Here is a 15,689-nt window from a genome sequence, read left to right as displayed (position 1 = left end):
AGATCACGCAGTCCCCGATAGCCGGTTGGGATTATCGCAGAGGTTTTCTAAGAGGGTCTTCCTCTGCGTTGGCTGCGTGATCCGCGGGAGATTTTTAAATACTTTGAGTCAAATGTCCCGCATATTACGCGGATATACGCAGATGCCCTTGCATTTTAATCTGCGCCAATCAGTGGGATCTGCGGGACATTGCATTTATTGATCGTCCTTATAAATAAACGTCTTCCCTTCCCCTTTTTTACGAATGTATCCACGATACATGCCGGCGCTGCTGAACGTCATGGCGATATTTCCCTGCCGGTCGAGCGCAACAATACCACCATCGCCTCCCAGCGCAGGTAATTTCTTCATCACCACGCCGTCCGCCGCTTGCTCGAGTGAAAGTCCGCCGTATTCCATCATTGCTGCAATATCATGCGCCACAGAAAGCCGGATAAAATATTCTCCCCATCCAGTAGACGACACGCCGCAGCTTTTATTATTTGCATAAGTGCCCGCGCCGATGATCGGAGCATCACCGACACGGCCATATTTTTTGTTGGTCATACCGCCGGTTGAGGTTGCTGCCGCGATATTGCCGAACTGATCGAGTGCTACGGCGCCTACGGTTCCAAACTTTTTATCTTTGGTATAAGGATCAATCAGCGCAGCCGTTTTGCTGGTATCTTTTTTCAGCGCATTCTGCAGTTGCTCGTATCGCAGGGAATCAAAAAAGTAGCTCGGGTTTACGATCTCGAGGCCCTGCTCTTCGGCAAATTTTTCAGCGCCTTTTCCTATGAGCATTACGTGTTCGGATTTGGTCATTACGGCGTAAGCGGCTTTAATGGGATTTTTAATGGTGGTGACACCCGCCACCGCACCGGCCATAAGATTGCTGCCATCCATGATGGAGGCATCGAGCTCGTTCTTACCGTCATGGGTGAACACGGCACCCTTGCCTGCATTGAACAAGGGAGAATCTTCCATGATCTTGATGGCGGCGATCACCGCATCAACGCTCCTTCCACCATTGTCAAGCACACTATATCCTGCCTCCAAAGCCTGTTGCAGTGCATCATGGTAGGCTTTTTCCCTCTCGGGCGTCATATTTTCACGTTTTATCGTGCCCGCGCCACCATGGATCACAAGGGTGATGGGTCCAGGTGCCATATCCTGGCGGGAATCTGCCTTTTTTATCTTTTCACATCCCGAAATCATCAAAAAAAGAAGGATTATCAGTAACGAATGCTTCATAAAAAACTGTGTAATGGAGGTTAATATGAGATTTAAGTTATCAAATCAAGATGAAAATTTTGGTGGGGTTGGAATTTTCTGTAATATTTTTTGTTTTAGAGGGCAACCTGATAATTTTGCGAATCTTTTACCAAACGGAGGAACTATAAAACAATGGCTAAGAAAAAGACACCTGCCAAACCGTCTAAAAAAGCAGCGAAAGCTAAACCCACAGCGAAAGCTAAGAAAGCGTCTCCTGTAAAAGCAAAAGCAAAACCCGCGGCTAAAAAAGTCAAGGCAGCAACCCCCAAGAAGGCAGCGCCCAAGGCAGCTCCCAAGAAAGAGATCGCTAAAAAGGTAGTGGCTAAAAAAGCGGCGCCGGCCCCCGTGAAGAAAGCCATAGCTCCTCCGCCAAAAGAAGCCCCCAAAACCCCCGCGGCAACCGCAGCAAAAGTAGCTGCGAATGCACAACTAAATTTTTTTCAAATGCCCAACCAACGCCCCATGGCACACAAGCCGTCTAAACCCTCTTCACAGTCTGAGGATAAGACGCGTTATTCTGAAGAAGAACTGAAAGAATTCCAGCAACTGATCACCAAGAAGCTCGACAAAGCGAAGGAAGAATACAAGATCCTGAAAGAAACCCTGAACCGTAACAACGATGAGGGTACTGATGCTACTTCGGGCGGAAATACCAAGGTGCTGGAAGACGGTGCAGAAACCGCCGAGAAGGAAAACCTCAGCCAGCTGGCCGCACGTCAGCAGAAATACATCACCAACCTCGAGAATGCCCTGATCAGGATCAAGAACGGAACGTACGGCATCTGCTCCGTTACCGGAAAGCTGATCTCGAAAGAAAGGCTGATCGCTGTGCCGCACACAACGCAGTCTATTGAAGCGAAGCTAATGCAGCAGGATTAGCTCCCTCGTATTTCCCGGTGGGAAATACGGTCCCTCTTTGGCAAGAGGGACGAAATGCCGAGCACGAACGAGAAGAGAGTCTATACTTAAACCACCTGGAACTTGGATTTTTTACAGAATCACATCGAAGCCCTGATATTTTGTTCACCCAGCCCGATCAAGCTGGCCGACATTAAGGCATGTTTGTCAGAAATGTTCAATGCCGATGTGCCTGAAGAAGACATTGTGGGGGCTATCCAGCGCCTCGATGAAAAATTCCAGGCGGAGGAATACTCTTTCCAGCTCTTCAAGGCCGCGGGCGGGTACCAGTTCCTCACCAAACCTGCCTACCAGGCCAGCATCAGCATCCTGCTCAAGCAGCAGTCCAAAAAAAGATTGTCTACCTCCGCGATGGAGACACTTTCCATCATTGCGTATAAACAACCCATCTCCAAAACGGAGATCGAAAACATCCGTGGTGTGAACTGCGACTATGCCGTGCAGAAACTGCTCGACAAAGGTTTGATCGAGATCACCGGCAAGGCTGACAGCATTGGCCGGCCGATGCTCTACGGCACAACGAATAAATTCATGGAGTACTTCGGCATCAGCGACCTCGTTGAGCTGCCTACACCAAAAGAATTTACCGGCGAAGTGAACAGCATAGGCCAGAACACCGAGACGGCAGACACTACAGAATCATCCGATACAACAGAATCACCCGAGACAAAAGAGCCTGATGGCCAAGCGTAACCAATCCGGACCTTCTTCTGGCAGAAGAGGTTCTTCGCGTTCAAACAGCGGAGAAGGATCGTTTTCCGGAAGGAAGAAATCATCCGACAAGCCATTCAGGAAATCTGACTCAAAACGTTCAGGAACTTCATCTTTCGGAAAAAGTGAACGCTCCGGCGATGGCCGCGCTTTCAAAAAATCCGGCGGATACGGTAAAAGAGGTGACGATTCATCTGAATCGGGCAGATCATACGGCGCCCGAAAAAGCGGCTATTCGTCCGGACCGCGCCGGTCAGGAGAAGGCCGCGGAACCGGTAAACTGTATGGCAGAAGAGAGGACGATTCATCCGAATCTGGAGGGAGATCATACGGCGCGGGTAAGCGCAATTTTTCATCCGGTCCGCGCAAGGGTGGCGAAGAATCAGGCGGAGGACGCTTTAAGAAATTCAGCGGTACTGATTCCGAAAAACCCAGACGCCGCACCCGCGACAACAATTCCGAAGATCGTGGATACAACAGATCAGACAAACCTTACGGTAAAAGAGGTGAGCGCTCATCAGACTCTGGCGACAGGTCTTATGGAAATAAGAAGAGCTCGTTCTCCAAAGATTCCGGTGGAGGCCGTTTTAAGAAATTCAACACGGTAGACTCCGACAAGCCCTCAAGACGCAGGGGAAAGGACGACTCCGGCGAGGAAACTTCATCGGAAAGCCGTTTTAAAAAGAAATCATTCGACAAACCTTTCGATAGATCAGAACGCGGGGGCAAACCCGCCCGTGAGCGAAGAGATTCATCGGGTGACGAGCCCAGAGGCTTTTTCAAAAAATCGAAAGACAGGTACGCCGAAAAACCGAAAGGCGCCCGGTCAGCCGAAGATGTAACAGCTCCCGCCCAGACAGATAAGATCAGGCTGAACCGCTACATTGCCAACAGCGGCGTATGCTCCCGCCGTGAAGCAGACGAGCTCATTAAAATGGGCCTGGTTTCCGTGAACGGAAAAACCGTTACGGAGATGGGTTATAAAGTCAATCCCGGCGACGAAGTACGTTACGAGAACAAGGTGCTGAAGGCCGAGAAGCCGGTATACATCCTCATGAACAAGCCCAAGGGATTTCTGACCACCACAGAAGATCCGCAGGAGAGGAATACCGTGATGCACATCATCGGCAACAACGTAAAAGAGCGTATCTACCCCGTTGGCCGCCTTGACCGGAACACCACAGGACTTTTATTGCTCACCAACGATGGTGACCTGGCCGATAAGCTGATGCATCCTTCTTACAACGTAAAGAAGATTTACAAAGTAGAGCTTGACCGCCCGCTCACCAAAGCCGATTTTCAAAAGATCACGGAAGGTGTACTGCTGGAAGAAGGCCGTGCCGTGGTAGATGACCTGGCCATTGTCTCTGAAGATGGCAAAACCGTGGGCGTAGAGCTTCACATCGGCTGGAACCGCGTGGTAAGAAGGATCTTCGAAAGCCTTGAATACGAAGTGGTGCGACTCGACCGCTCCGTTTATGCAGGCCTCGATAAAAAAGACCTCAGCCGCGGCCAGTGGAGATTCCTCAGTAAAGAAGAGGTCGTTAGATTAAAACATTTTAAATAAGTACGATCCGATAGCTATCGGGAACGATTACGAGGTACGAAGTTCCGTACCTCGTATTTCGTACCTCATACCTTCTTCTTCCGCTCATCCCTTTTAATCCAGTTAATCCGGTATTCCTGTTCCTTATCAGGGAACGGTGTCCTATCTTTATTCCGGGTAAATTGTCAAACTTGGTAATCCTGAATCCAGAAAATCCGTTAATCCAGTTTTAATCCCTAAAACCCCATAAAATCATGGTCAACATTGAGACTATACCCCCCTTCTACCGCGGTTATGTAGAAAACGTTAAAGACATGGATATACTGGAAGCCATGAAACATTCTAACGACGTTATGCTGAAGCTTGTGCGCAGCATTCCGGAATCAAAAGGCGAATACCGGTATGCCGATGGAAAATGGACCATCAAAGAGGTGCTGGCACACATGATGGACGCCGAGCGGATCATGTCTTACCGTGCGCTAAGGTTTTCGCGTAACGACAAGACGGAGCTGCATGGATTTGAAGAGAACGATTATGCCCCGGAAGCCAACGCCCACGGCCGCACCATCCTGCAGCTGGCCGACGAAATGGAACGGCTGAGGCTCGTTACCATAGACCTTTTTAAAAGTTTTACACCTGCCATGCTTGCCCGCGAAGGCACGGCTAACAAGGTAAAATTCACGGTGGCAATGTTCGGGCACATTATTCCCGGACATGAAACACATCACCGCAAGATCTTAACCGAACGTTATCTTTAATAATGCGCATTATTTGTTCTCTGCTCCTGCTGGGCTTGCTCGCCTCCTGTTCCCCGATATCGAGACCGGCACTTACAAAAAAATTCAACGGCATAGAAAAAGACCTGAAAGATCATACGGGCTTTATTCTCTACGATCTTGACAAAAAGAAAAATGTCTTTGAATACAACTCGGCCAAGTACTTTACGCCGGCATCCAACACCAAGATCTTCACGATGTTCGCTTCGTTCAAGATCCTGGGAGACTCCGTTCCGGCGCTGCGGTATGTTCAAAATGGCGATTCACTGATCTTCTGGGGAACGGGAGACCCGTCGTTGTTGTACAAGAATGTTTTTAACAACAACCGGGTTTACGACTTCCTCAGAAATGCGCCCGTACCGTTGTATTACTCCTCCTCAAACTTTCACACTTCCAGCCTGGGTGACGGCTGGGCATGGGACGATTACAACTACTATTATTCAGCTGAGCGATCGCCCTTTCCCGTCTATGGCAACATCTTTACCGTGAAGCTCGAGGGCGATTCACCGCGCATCTATCCGCCGTATTTCAGGAAACATTATTCCAGGGGAGAGCAGAAGGAAAGGAACCAGTTCATTCGCGAGATCCACTCGAACGACTTCAAGTTTCATCCGGGCCTGAGACGATCAAGCACCCGGGAGTGGGATATTCCAATCAGGGTCGACAAAGATATCATCGTAACGCTGCTGTCAGATACCCTGAAACGTGACGTGAAACCGGTGAGCAAGCTGATCCCTCAAAACACAAAGACGTTGTACAGCATGCCAGTCGACAGCCTGTTCCGTGTGCTGATGCAGGAGAGCGATAACTTTATTGCCGAACAGCTGTTGCTGATGTGCGCCGATGCGGTAAGCGACAGCCTTCAGCCCGAGATCGCCATCAAATACGTTAAAGAGAATTTTCTGAAAGACCTCCAGGACGAGCCCTCATGGGTGGATGGCTCGGGATTGTCGCGGTTCAATCTGTTCACGCCGCGCTCCGTAGTGCAGATGTGGCAGAAACTTTACGAGATGGTGCCCCGCGAGCGGCTGTTCCCATTGCTGGCTATCGGCGGAAAGAAAGGCACCGTGAAAAATTATTACAAGGGAGACCCGCCGTATCTTTTCGGCAAGACAGGCTCGCTGAGCAACAACCATTGCCTCAGCGGTTTTTTGATCACCAAGTCGGGCAAAACACTGATATTCTCGTTCATGAGTAATAATTTTGTAGCCCCCACGAGCAGCGTGAGGAACAACATGCAGGAAATTTTAAAGATGATCCATGAACGTTATTAAGAGCACCGTATACCTTACCTTAACACTTTTTGCCTTTCAAACCGCGGCACAGACCCGCGATAGCCTCGATATCAAGATCGGCCAGATGATCCTCATCGGTTTTCCGAAAGCGGAAGTAGATCAGCAGGTGCTGCAGGAGATCAGGGAAGGCAAAGTGGGCTCTATCATCATTTTCGAAAAAAATATTCCGCCGCGAAATTCTTTTGTGGCGCTGAAGAAGATCGTGTGGACCTACCAGCAGGCGGCTCCCATTCCGTTGCTGGTGAGCATCGACCAGGAAGGCGGCCGCGTAAACCGTCTGAAAGACAAATACGGATTTCCGAAGTCAATTACCGCTGAGGCTATGGGCAAATCACCCTCGCTCGATTCGGTGAAATTTTACAGCGAGGCAACGGCCACAACACTGGCAGGCCTGGGCATCAACGTGAACTTCGCCCCGGTGGTCGACCTTAGATCAAACCCAGTTAATCCCATCATCGCTAAAGTAGGCCGGGCCTTTTCGGCGAATGAAGACTCCGTAACGCTGATGGCGAAAGAAGTGATCAGGCAACACCGTAAATATGGTGTGCTCACGGCGCTGAAACATTTTCCCGGCCACGGCAGCTCGAAGGATGACACGCACCTGGGCATCGCTGATGTAACCAACACCTGGGAAGACCGCGAATTGAAACCTTATCAATCTTTGATCGATTCCGGTTATGTGGATGCGGTGATGACCTCGCACATTGTGAACCGCAAGCTCGATCCCGATGGCCACCCGGGAACATTGTCAGATGATGTGCTGGCAGGTATCCTGAGGCAACGGCTGCACTTCAACGGCGTGGTGTTCTCTGACGATATGCAGATGCACGCCATCACTAAACACTATGGTCTTGAAGATGCCATCCGGATGGCGGTGAATGCCGGTGTAGACATCATGACCTTCTCAAACAACATTGCCGGCAGCGATGAGCGCACGGTAGACAAGGTGCACGGTATCATCAAAAGAATGGTGGAGAACGGCCAGATCAAACGGCAGCGCATAGACGAGAGCTACGCCCGTGTGATGCGCATGAAAAAAAATCTGCTGACCCGCGACAAAGAAGCGATCTACAAACAAGAGCTGCAGGAAGCGAGCCGGAAACTGGATGCAGCGAATGCCGAGCTTGCTAACTATGCGCAATACAAGGATGTGATCGCCAAAGCCGAAAAGAAAAAGAAGAAACGGTCGAAAAAGAAATAGGCCGGATCCATCCTTTCAAAAAGGAATAACCTATGCCTCCTTACAAGATCAGCGCCGCCGCGACTCCGCAAGTGCCCATTGTGATCAGTGTTCCGCATTGCGGCACCGCGTTTCCCGATGAGCTCAAGGATCAGTATGAGCCATCACTGATCAGCGCACCCGACGATACAGACTGGTTTGTAGATCAGCTTTATGATTTTGCGCCGGCCATGGGCATGACCATGATCAGCGCTGTTTACAGCCGTTGGGTAATAGACCTCAACCGCGATCCGCAAAGCAAACCTTTGTACACCGATGGCCGCATCATCACCGGGCTTTGTCCCACTACTGATTTCCTGGGCAAGTCGTTGTACGGGGATCAGCGAACCGAAGTAGAAAAAAAAGAAGTGGAGCGGAGACTTCAGGCCTACTACTGGCCTTACCACCAGAAGATCGGTGAGCTGCTGGATGATCTCAAATCAAAATTTGGTAAGGTGCTGCTGTGGGATTGCCACTCGATCCGCCAGGTGGTTCCTACCATCCAGCAAGAAAAATTTCCCGACCTGATCCTGGGAAGTGCTGACCAGACCTCAGCACAACAGACGTTGATCGATACAGCATTGAAAAATCTGGAGTCGGCCCGCTATTCACTGCAGCACAATCATCCTTTCAAAGGAGGTTTTATTACCAGAAATTTCGGCAAGCCCGGGGAGCAGCAACACGCGCTTCAGCTCGAAATGAGCAAAGTGAACTACATGGATGATGCCGAGCTGCGGTACGATAACATCAGGGCCGATCGCATGCGTGAAGTATTGAGGTCTACGCTGCGTTCACTGGCTGACCAGCTGATGTCAAAATAACTTTATAACGGATGAAGTTTTTTCGCTTTAACGCCCTGCTTCAGTCTTCGGGCTGGCTTAGTCCCGCTTATGTGGGCATCGACGCCGCTGGCAACATTGCGTACCTGTCAGACCAGGCTCCCGAAAATTCTGCGGGCATCGAGCATGTTCAGGGTTATGCCTTGCCGGGATTTCAGAATGCCCACTCCCATGCCTTTCAATATGCCATGGCAGGCCGCGCAGAAACGCACAAGCCCGGATCGAACGATGATTTCTGGAGCTGGCGTGAAGCAATGTATGCCTGTGCGCTGAGCATGGATCCCGACCAAATGCAGGCGGTGGCAGCCATGCTCTATGCAGAGATGTTACGGAAAGGATACACGCACGTGGCGGAGTTTCACTACCTACATCACGACAAAGACGGGAAGCATTATGCCAACCTTGCCGAAATGGGTCTCCGCCTGGTGGAGGCTGCCTCCATCGCTGGCATCGGCATTACGCTGATACCAGTGTTCTACCAGAAAGGCGGTTTTGGAAAAGATCCGCAGCCACGTCAACGCCGGTTTATCTCGAAAAATATTGAAGATTATTTTCACCTGCTCGATGATTCGGCTCACGCCATCAAAAACTATAAGCATGCGTCCCTGGGATTCAGCGTACATTCCCTGCGGGCGGTTGACGCAAAAAACATCATACAGACTTTTCAGGAAGGCCCGCAGCAGATCCCCTTTCACCTGCACGCCGCGGAGCAGCTGAAGGAGGTTGAAGATTGTGTAGCTCACCTGAAGCAGCGGCCTCTGCAGTGGTTGCTGAACAGCCTGCCTGTGAACGACAGGTTTCATATTGTGCATTGCACCCACATGACCGACGATGAAGTAAAGGGTCTGGCAGCAAGCGGTGCCCATGCCGTGCTCTGCCCCGGAACGGAAGGCAATCTCGGCGATGGAATTTTCAGGCTCACGGATTTTGCTTCGCACAACGGAAGCTGGTCTATCGGCACCGACAGCCATATCAGTCTCAACCCGCTGGAAGACCTGCGCTGGCTCGATTACGCCCAGCGTTTCACCACCCATAAACGCAACACCTTCGATGATGGTGCGCGCATCCTTATCAACAAGACCATCACCGCAGGACGCAAGGCCATGGGTGCTGAACGAAACGATTTTTTTGAAACAGGGCACTCCTTCGATGCGGTGATTCTTGACGCGAGGTCGCCCCTGCTTGCGCACGGAAATCTTTCTCACGTGCTTTCCGGAATACTGTATACGGCAGACAGCGCAGATTTTCTGGGAACCTTGGTGCGCGGCCAGTGGAAGGTGAAAGACGGACATCATGTTAACGGGCGTGCCATCAGGGAGTCATTTGTTACAGCAATGAAAAACATTTCTTTTTAAAAGATCATGGAGTATATCGTACGCAAGGTTCAGGCAACAGATAGCGCCCAGGTGGCGAAGATCATCCGCACCGTGATGCCTGAATTTGGTGCGAGCGGCGCCGGCTTTGCCATTCACGACAAAGAAGTAGACGACATCTACAAAGCCTACACGCAGCCACGCACCGCATACTTTGTTTGTGACCTCAACGGCGAGATCATCGGTGGTGGAGGCATAGCACCATTAGAGGGCGGCGACGAGAACACCTGCGAGTTAAAGAAGATGTACTTCCTGCCCGAAGGAAGAGGCAAGGGACTGGGACAAAAAGTGCTGAGCAGCTGCATTCAAGGCGCGCGTGAGCTTGGCTTTGCTTTCTGCTACCTCGAAACATTTAACACCATGAAAGATGCCATGAAGCTCTATGAGAAGAACGGCTTCGAACAGATCCCCGGTCCGTTGGGCAACACCGGGCATTTTTCATGCGATGTATTTTATCGCCTTAAATTATAAATCAAAAGCCACCAATCAACGATCTCCCTCAGATGCAAGAACAAAATCCCGGTCGGGATGATATATCGGTAGCTGAACAATTGGCGAGATAAAGCAAATCCCGTCAGGGATGACATATTCATACGCATGGTAAAGATTTCGGAAATAGCAAACGAATATGCCATCCCTATGGGATTCTATTGCCACTCTATTTGGCTTACTACCGATATTTCGTCTCTAACGAGACTTAAGCTTAGCTCCTGTTTCAAGTTTGGTTGTGTCGCTGTATTGCAAACGCAATTCTTTCAACGCGGTCTTCAAAGAATCGGTGAGCGTTTGAAGCTCTTTTCTTCCGTAAAGATTATTCAGCTCGTGCGGATCAGCTTTGAGGTCGTACAACTCCCACGCATCTATGTCATTGTAGAAATGAATGAGCTTGTAACGGTCTGTTCTGATGCCGTAATGTTTTTTCACTTTGTGCGCGCCGTAGGGGAATTCATAGTAGTGATAATAAATACCTTTTCTCCATTGTCCTTCATTTGTCGATGTTAACCCCAGGAGCGACCTGCCTTGCATATCGGCGGGCACGGGTACTCCGGCACTTTCGAGCACCGTGGGCGCAATGTCGAGATTCATGACCAGGTTGTGATTCACCTGGCCTGCTTTTATTTTTTCGGGGTAACGCATCACCAGCGGAATTCCCAGTGACTCTTCATACATAAAACGTTTGTCGTACCAGCCGTGCTCACCGAGGAAAAAACCCTGATCGGAGGTGTAGATGATCAGCGTGTTGTCGAGCAGGTTTTTGCTTTCCAGGTACGCCAGAAGCTTGCCGATGTTCTCGTCGACAGAGCGCACGCAGCTCAGGTAATCTTTGATGTATCGCTGGTATTTCCATTCCTCCAGGGCTTTGCCGTTGGGGTTCTTTTTGTAGAAATCATCGGAGATAGGTTTGTAATACGCGTCCCACTGTTTTTTCTGCGCTTCGGTGAATCGTTGGTAATCCATCTGCCAGAATTTTCGGCCGTCGCCACCCGCGTGCCCTCCCGTGCCGGGGTCTTTCATTCCTTCGGGCATCATGAGCTTGAGATCGTAGGCGTAAAACATATTGCGGATCTCCATGTCCTGCTCGCGGGCAGCGGCAGAGCGTGTCTTGTAGTCATCGAACAGTGTGGACGGCGCCGGGATTGCTACACTGTCGAATGCGCCAAGGTCTTTCAGGTTGGGCATCCAGTTGCGGTGAGGCGCCTTCTGGTGTAGCATCAGGCAGAAAGGTTTGTCTGCAGGGCGCGCGTCAAGGGTTTGAAGCGCAAGATCGGTGATGATGTCGGTGGTGTATCCTTCTTTGCGGATGGTATCGCCCATCTGCACAAGATCGGGATTGTAGTAGGTGCCCTGGTCGATGAGGATGTTCCAATAATCGAAGCCCGTGGGTTTTGTCACGAGGTGCCACTTGCCAACAACCGCGGTGTAGTACCCAGCTTGTTGCAGGATCTTTGGCAGTGTCACCTGGGTGTTGTCAAACCTGTCGTTGTTATCGCGAAAGCCATTGATGTGACTGTATTTTCCTGTGAGGATCACCGCGCGTGAAGGACCACAAAGCGCGTTGGTAACAAACGCATTTTCAAAGCGGATGCCCTCGTCGCCCAGCCTGTCGATGTTGGGTGTTTTGATAAGCTTGCTGCCGTACACACTTACGGCGTTCTTCGCATGATCGTCTGTCATGATCATGATGATGTTGGGCCGCTGCACAGGTTGCTGCTTCTGCTCCGTTTTGCAACTGACAAGAATAACATCGGAAGTATATAAAACAAAATACGTGTTGCGCCAATGAAGCGGATACGGGATGCGTAGATCATGATTCTTTTCCTCCCGTCTAAAATAATTATTTCTGTTGAGTTATTCCACGGTATCGTAAGGGGTGAGCCGCGGGATCCAGCGCGGAACGTGTTTCTTATAGTGCTGGTACTCGTCTCCGAAACGCGCCAGCAATCCGGGTTCTTCCGAAAGCATAAAATAGATCGTGTTGATCACGAAGAAGGTGGCGGCCCAGACCAGGATGCTGGTGGAATGAAAAACAAGCGTTTCGCCGATGAGGATAAAAAGAACACCGGTGATCATAGGATTTCTGCAATAACGGTATGGCCCCACCACCACCAGCTTTTGTTTGGCAGACCACGGCGCCAGCGTGCCTTTGCCGATGGTTCTGAACAGGAATACAGTGTACAGGAATAACGACAATCCGCTTAATAAAAAAAGAAAACCCACAGCACGGATCAGCAGATGATCGCTGATAAAATGCTGCACCGGATCATAGATCAGGTAAGGAATAATGCAGGTGACCGTGAACGGAAGGATCAGCACATCGCGAAGGTGAGCAACAATGGAAGGGGTCTTCATAAGCCTCAGCGTTTGATCATGATCATGCCTGCGCCAAAGTTTTCGTTGGGTCTTTCAATGAACCCCAGCTCGGCATAAAATTTCTCACGACCCTTCGAACACATCAGGCCGATATTGGTATTTTCTCCGGCGGCTTCATCGGCCCAGGCCAGCAGCTCGGTCATGATCATTTTACCAATGCCTTTTCGCTGGTGACCAGGATGTACGATCACATCGGAAATGTGCAGGTAAATGGCGCCATCGCCCACGATCCTTCCGAACCCTGCGAGCGTGTTGGTCTGGTCCATGATGCAGACTGAAAAAAGCGAATTGTCGAGACCTTTCTTCGCCCGCGATTCCTCGAAGCGCGGCCAGCCTGCCAGTTGCCGGAGAGAATTGAACTCGCTTACCGTGGGTGTCCGTTTTTCAATGCGGTACTCCATATCGGCTTACTCCTGGGCGAATTGTGATTTCCAATCGCGGTAGCGGTTTTTGCTGATCTGCGTGATCACGTCGTGGATGGCACCGGCCCAATAGTTGCGGATGCCGATGCCCGAAGGTTCTCCCCTCAGCCGGTCGTGTATCAGGATCTCTTTCGTTGTCATGTTGATGGCCACGAAATGAAACCACGCTTCTGTTGACGCTTTGTTCAAAGCTTCTGCCACGAACAGCACGCCGATGCCTTCTTTCCCGCTGGTATTATAACTGCTGATGAATTTTTCGATGTCTTCCCTGCTGTACTGCGGTGCATTATGCGTTTCCAGCGCTTCTGTCGGGGCGTTGGCGTTGATAGCCGTGATCATATCGAGGTCATAGAACACTTTGTCTTTTCTGAGCATGCCGGCTACGTCATACTTTTCACGTTCATCAGGGATGAGGTTGTTCCATCCGGGAAAGTAGACGGATTTGATTTGGGTGGCATTTTTCTCGCCGGCGCTGCCGAACTGGGCAAATTGTCCGATCAGCTTCACGTGCGAAAAGTCGATGCCAAGCCAGCTCACTTTGGTATTGCCGGAAGCGAAAAGGTCCTCCGCCTTTTGTGCATAGCCGGTGCCTACAAGAAGCAGTGCCATGAGGGATAACAGTATTTTCATAAGGATGGGGTTATAAGCGTTTATACGATGGTTTACTTGTTGTGTTCTTTTTCGTAGTGTTCTTTGAGAATGTCTTCGGCAAAATCGTTGGCGAGGTCGCGTACAACGGTATGCACGTGGTTGGCATTGTTCTGTGTGTTGTCATACTCGATGAGCAGCATCGGACCCTGGATGCGGTAGTAATGTCCGGCTCCGGGTTGCATGCTGCCCGCCCAAGCGAAGCTCAGGTTCTCGATGCCCGCCTTCCGGATGCGCGCCATCAGTTTGGAAGAGAAGCCCAGCTGATAATTTTTTACATAGAGATCCAGCAGCTGCATCAGGATCTTTTTCTGATCGTCGTTGAGCTCCCGGTACGAGATCCCTTTTGGGTCAAGCATCGAGGCATTACGATCGTTGCCCGAGATGATCTCAGCAGGCGCCGTGTCAGAGAACCGCGCCGTTTTCAGCTGATCTTTTGAAAGCGAGTTTACCAGTATAAAGCCCAGGTCTGTTTCCTGCTTCAGCACCTGCTTTCCACGCTCGGGGCCACGCGGCACAACGGCCGGGTTAGCGCCCATAAACGAAGGCGTGGAGGCTTCAACAACACCTTTGAGGGAAGTAAAATTGAGGGCGAGGTGATGACCTTCAATGCGCCATCCCCAGGGTTGGTCAGCAGAAGGCTCGCCGAAAAATGTGAAGTAATAGTTCTGCGGATCGCGGTAAGTGTCATTTGCGGACCGTCCCTCAACATCTCTGAGAATGGCTTCGAGCGCAAGGATGCCTGATGCTTTCTGATAACCCTGATCGCTGAGCGACGCTTTCAGCAGGCTCATGGCCGCGGTTCTTTGCGTTGCATTCATGTCGTGAAATGAAAGGCCATTACGCGAGCGGGGCACAAACCACCAGTTGACGCGTTCACTGTCGTTATAGGGATACATGACCTTGGCTTTCAACGTTTCGTCTAGTGTTGCCAGGAATTTCGTAGCCTGAACCATGTGGTCAGGAGTCTGGGCGTTTGCGCTTGCCAGCAGGGTGAGCAGCACGATGAAAGACCAGGTGAGTTTCATAAGGTAGTGTTTTTGTTCCCGCAGATCGCGCTGATTACCGCAGAAATTTTGTGATTTATCTGCGAGCATCTGCGGGAAACCGCATTCTGAAGTTACACATTCCACACATTTCATGCCTGTCTTTTCATGTCAACGGTGTATTTTAGGGCCTGTTTAACTTAAAAGATTATGGCACAGACCAAACTTGGCGACAATACCGTAAACACTTCGGGCAATCTCCCTCCGGTGGGCGCAACGGCCCCTGACTTTTCACTGGCAGCTACTGACCTGAAAGATGTGAGCCTGAAAGAATATGCAGGCAAAAATGTGATTCTGAACATCTTTCCAAGCATCGATACCCGCGTTTGCGCGATGTCGGTAAGGGAATTCAACAAGCGGGCTACGGGTGTGAAGAACACCGTGGTGCTCAGCGTTTCGAAAGACCTGCCCTTTGCACACAAGCGGTTTTGTGCCGCCGAAGGCATCGAGAACGTGGTGATGCTTTCTGATTTCCGCAATAAAAGCTTCTCCAATAACTATGGTACTGAAATGACCGATGGCGGAATGGCCGGCCTCCACGCCCGCGCCATTGTGGTGATCGATCCCTCCGGAAAAGTAAAACATACCGAGCTCGTTCCTGTGATCGGGCAGGAACCCAATTATGACGCTGCGATCGAAGCTCTGGGCTAGGGACTAGAAGTCAGGAGTCAGAAGCCAGAAGTCAGAAGGTGTCTGTCAATCCCTAAAATTGGTTGACCGTTTTATACTAACCAATTACCATTGGGCAAACATGAACCTGAGGTCCTGTTT

Annotated in this window: 16 protein-coding genes; 10 read left to right on the top strand and 6 right to left on the bottom strand. The window is 50.5% G+C overall.

The features are described 5' to 3' along the window. Positions 1-195 precede the first annotated feature (195 nt). Complete coding sequence (locus KK083_RS24145) at positions 196-1,149, bottom strand: isoaspartyl peptidase/L-asparaginase family protein (protein WP_254168295.1); 954 nt, start codon at positions 1,147-1,149, stop codon at positions 196-198. A 567-nt stretch (positions 1,150-1,716) separates the two neighbouring features. Between KK083_RS24145 and KK083_RS24140 the strand changes: the two genes are divergently transcribed. From KK083_RS24140 to KK083_RS24100, 9 genes are all read left to right on the top strand, one after another. After that, positions 1,717-2,133 (top strand): TraR/DksA family transcriptional regulator, encoded by a 417-nt coding sequence (locus KK083_RS24140; protein WP_254168377.1) that lies wholly within the window; start codon positions 1,717-1,719, stop codon positions 2,131-2,133. 102 nt (positions 2,134-2,235) lie between these two features. After that, positions 2,236-2,865, top strand: coding sequence for an SMC-Scp complex subunit ScpB (gene scpB / locus KK083_RS24135; RefSeq protein ID WP_254168294.1), 630 nt, complete (start codon positions 2,236-2,238; stop codon positions 2,863-2,865). Then, positions 2,852-4,450: a pseudouridine synthase gene (locus KK083_RS24130; RefSeq protein ID WP_254168293.1), complete on the top strand. Its 1,599-nt coding sequence runs from the start codon at positions 2,852-2,854 to the stop codon at positions 4,448-4,450. The genes scpB and KK083_RS24130 overlap by 14 nt, the downstream gene beginning before the upstream one ends. A 233-nt stretch (positions 4,451-4,683) precedes the next feature. Continuing rightward, on the top strand, positions 4,684-5,187 hold the full coding sequence (locus tag KK083_RS24125) for a DinB family protein (RefSeq protein ID WP_254168292.1): 504 nt from the start codon (positions 4,684-4,686) through the stop codon (positions 5,185-5,187). Positions 5,188-5,189: 2 nt separating this feature from the next. Then, entirely contained in the window at positions 5,190-6,479 is a 1,290-nt protein-coding gene (locus KK083_RS24120) for a D-alanyl-D-alanine carboxypeptidase/D-alanyl-D-alanine-endopeptidase (protein ID WP_254168290.1), read from the top strand. Continuing rightward, the gene (locus tag KK083_RS24115) at positions 6,466-7,701 is read left to right on the top strand and encodes a glycoside hydrolase family 3 N-terminal domain-containing protein (protein ID WP_254168288.1); all 1,236 of its coding nucleotides are present in this window, start codon (positions 6,466-6,468) and stop codon (positions 7,699-7,701) included. Before KK083_RS24120 ends, KK083_RS24115 begins: the two co-directional genes overlap by 14 nt. A gap of 32 nt (positions 7,702-7,733) precedes the next feature. Then, on the top strand, positions 7,734-8,540 hold the full coding sequence (locus KK083_RS24110; RefSeq protein ID WP_254168286.1) for an N-formylglutamate amidohydrolase: 807 nt from the start codon (positions 7,734-7,736) through the stop codon (positions 8,538-8,540). An 11-nt stretch (positions 8,541-8,551) separates the two neighbouring features. Then, positions 8,552-9,913, top strand: coding sequence for a formimidoylglutamate deiminase (hutF, locus tag KK083_RS24105; protein WP_254168284.1), 1,362 nt, complete (start codon positions 8,552-8,554; stop codon positions 9,911-9,913). A gap of 6 nt (positions 9,914-9,919) precedes the next feature. Continuing rightward, complete coding sequence (locus KK083_RS24100; RefSeq protein ID WP_254168282.1) at positions 9,920-10,402, top strand: GNAT family N-acetyltransferase; 483 nt, start codon at positions 9,920-9,922, stop codon at positions 10,400-10,402. Between the two features lie 216 nt (positions 10,403-10,618). Here the strand turns inward: KK083_RS24100 and KK083_RS24095 are convergent, their stop codons facing one another. From KK083_RS24095 to KK083_RS24075, 5 genes are all read right to left on the bottom strand, one after another. Next, positions 10,619-12,112 (bottom strand): sulfatase family protein, encoded by a 1,494-nt coding sequence (locus KK083_RS24095; RefSeq protein WP_254168281.1) that lies wholly within the window; start codon positions 12,110-12,112, stop codon positions 10,619-10,621. A 168-nt stretch (positions 12,113-12,280) separates the two neighbouring features. Then, positions 12,281-12,781: a methyltransferase family protein gene (locus KK083_RS24090; protein WP_254168279.1), complete on the bottom strand. Its 501-nt coding sequence runs from the start codon at positions 12,779-12,781 to the stop codon at positions 12,281-12,283. A gap of 5 nt (positions 12,782-12,786) precedes the next feature. Further along, positions 12,787-13,203: a GNAT family N-acetyltransferase gene (locus KK083_RS24085; protein WP_254168277.1), complete on the bottom strand. Its 417-nt coding sequence runs from the start codon at positions 13,201-13,203 to the stop codon at positions 12,787-12,789. 6 nt (positions 13,204-13,209) lie between these two features. After that, positions 13,210-13,854, bottom strand: a complete 645-nt coding sequence (locus KK083_RS24080) for a hypothetical protein (RefSeq protein ID WP_254168275.1) — start codon at positions 13,852-13,854, stop codon at positions 13,210-13,212. Positions 13,855-13,886: 32 nt separating this feature from the next. Then, positions 13,887-14,900, bottom strand: coding sequence for a DUF3500 domain-containing protein (locus tag KK083_RS24075; RefSeq protein WP_254168273.1), 1,014 nt, complete (start codon positions 14,898-14,900; stop codon positions 13,887-13,889). Between the two features lie 168 nt (positions 14,901-15,068). Between KK083_RS24075 and tpx the strand changes: the two genes are divergently transcribed. Beyond that, a complete protein-coding gene (tpx, locus tag KK083_RS24070) occupies positions 15,069-15,569 on the top strand; it encodes a thiol peroxidase (RefSeq protein ID WP_254168272.1) in 501 nt (166 codons plus the stop codon). The last annotated feature ends 120 nt before the right edge of the window (positions 15,570-15,689 follow it).

The sequence above is a fragment of the Chryseosolibacter histidinae genome, assembly GCF_018598225.1.
Taxonomy (GTDB): Bacteria; Bacteroidota; Bacteroidia; order Cytophagales; family Cyclobacteriaceae; genus Chryseosolibacter; species Chryseosolibacter histidini.
The sequence above is the reverse complement of the archived record's forward strand: the minus strand, read 5'-3'. Positions and strand labels throughout refer to the sequence as shown.

Bases quoted from the DNA above. Each gene is read 5' to 3' on its own strand.
- KK083_RS24145 (WP_254168295.1), bottom strand. From the start codon at position 1,149: ATGGCACCTGGACCCATCACCCTTGTGATCCATGGTGGCGCGGGCACG.
- KK083_RS24090 (WP_254168279.1), bottom strand. From the start codon at position 12,781: ATGAAGACCCCTTCCATTGTTGCTCACCTTCGCGATGTGCTGATCCTT.
- KK083_RS24140 (WP_254168377.1), top strand. From the start codon at position 1,717: ATGGCACACAAGCCGTCTAAACCCTCTTCACAGTCTGAGGATAAGACG.
- KK083_RS24075 (WP_254168273.1), bottom strand. From the start codon at position 14,900: ATGAAACTCACCTGGTCTTTCATCGTGCTGCTCACCCTGCTGGCAAGC.
- KK083_RS24115 (WP_254168288.1), top strand. From the start codon at position 6,466: ATGAACGTTATTAAGAGCACCGTATACCTTACCTTAACACTTTTTGCC.
- KK083_RS24125 (WP_254168292.1), top strand. From the start codon at position 4,684: ATGGTCAACATTGAGACTATACCCCCCTTCTACCGCGGTTATGTAGAA.
- KK083_RS24085 (WP_254168277.1), bottom strand. From the start codon at position 13,203: ATGGAGTACCGCATTGAAAAACGGACACCCACGGTAAGCGAGTTCAAT.
- KK083_RS24095 (WP_254168281.1), bottom strand. From the start codon at position 12,112: ATGATCATGACAGACGATCATGCGAAGAACGCCGTAAGTGTGTACGGC.
- KK083_RS24080 (WP_254168275.1), bottom strand. From the start codon at position 13,854: ATGAAAATACTGTTATCCCTCATGGCACTGCTTCTTGTAGGCACCGGC.
- KK083_RS24130 (WP_254168293.1), top strand. From the start codon at position 2,852: ATGGCCAAGCGTAACCAATCCGGACCTTCTTCTGGCAGAAGAGGTTCT.
- tpx (WP_254168272.1), top strand. From the start codon at position 15,069: ATGGCACAGACCAAACTTGGCGACAATACCGTAAACACTTCGGGCAAT.
- KK083_RS24110 (WP_254168286.1), top strand. From the start codon at position 7,734: ATGCCTCCTTACAAGATCAGCGCCGCCGCGACTCCGCAAGTGCCCATT.
- KK083_RS24100 (WP_254168282.1), top strand. From the start codon at position 9,920: ATGGAGTATATCGTACGCAAGGTTCAGGCAACAGATAGCGCCCAGGTG.
- KK083_RS24120 (WP_254168290.1), top strand. From the start codon at position 5,190: ATGCGCATTATTTGTTCTCTGCTCCTGCTGGGCTTGCTCGCCTCCTGT.
- hutF (WP_254168284.1), top strand. From the start codon at position 8,552: ATGAAGTTTTTTCGCTTTAACGCCCTGCTTCAGTCTTCGGGCTGGCTT.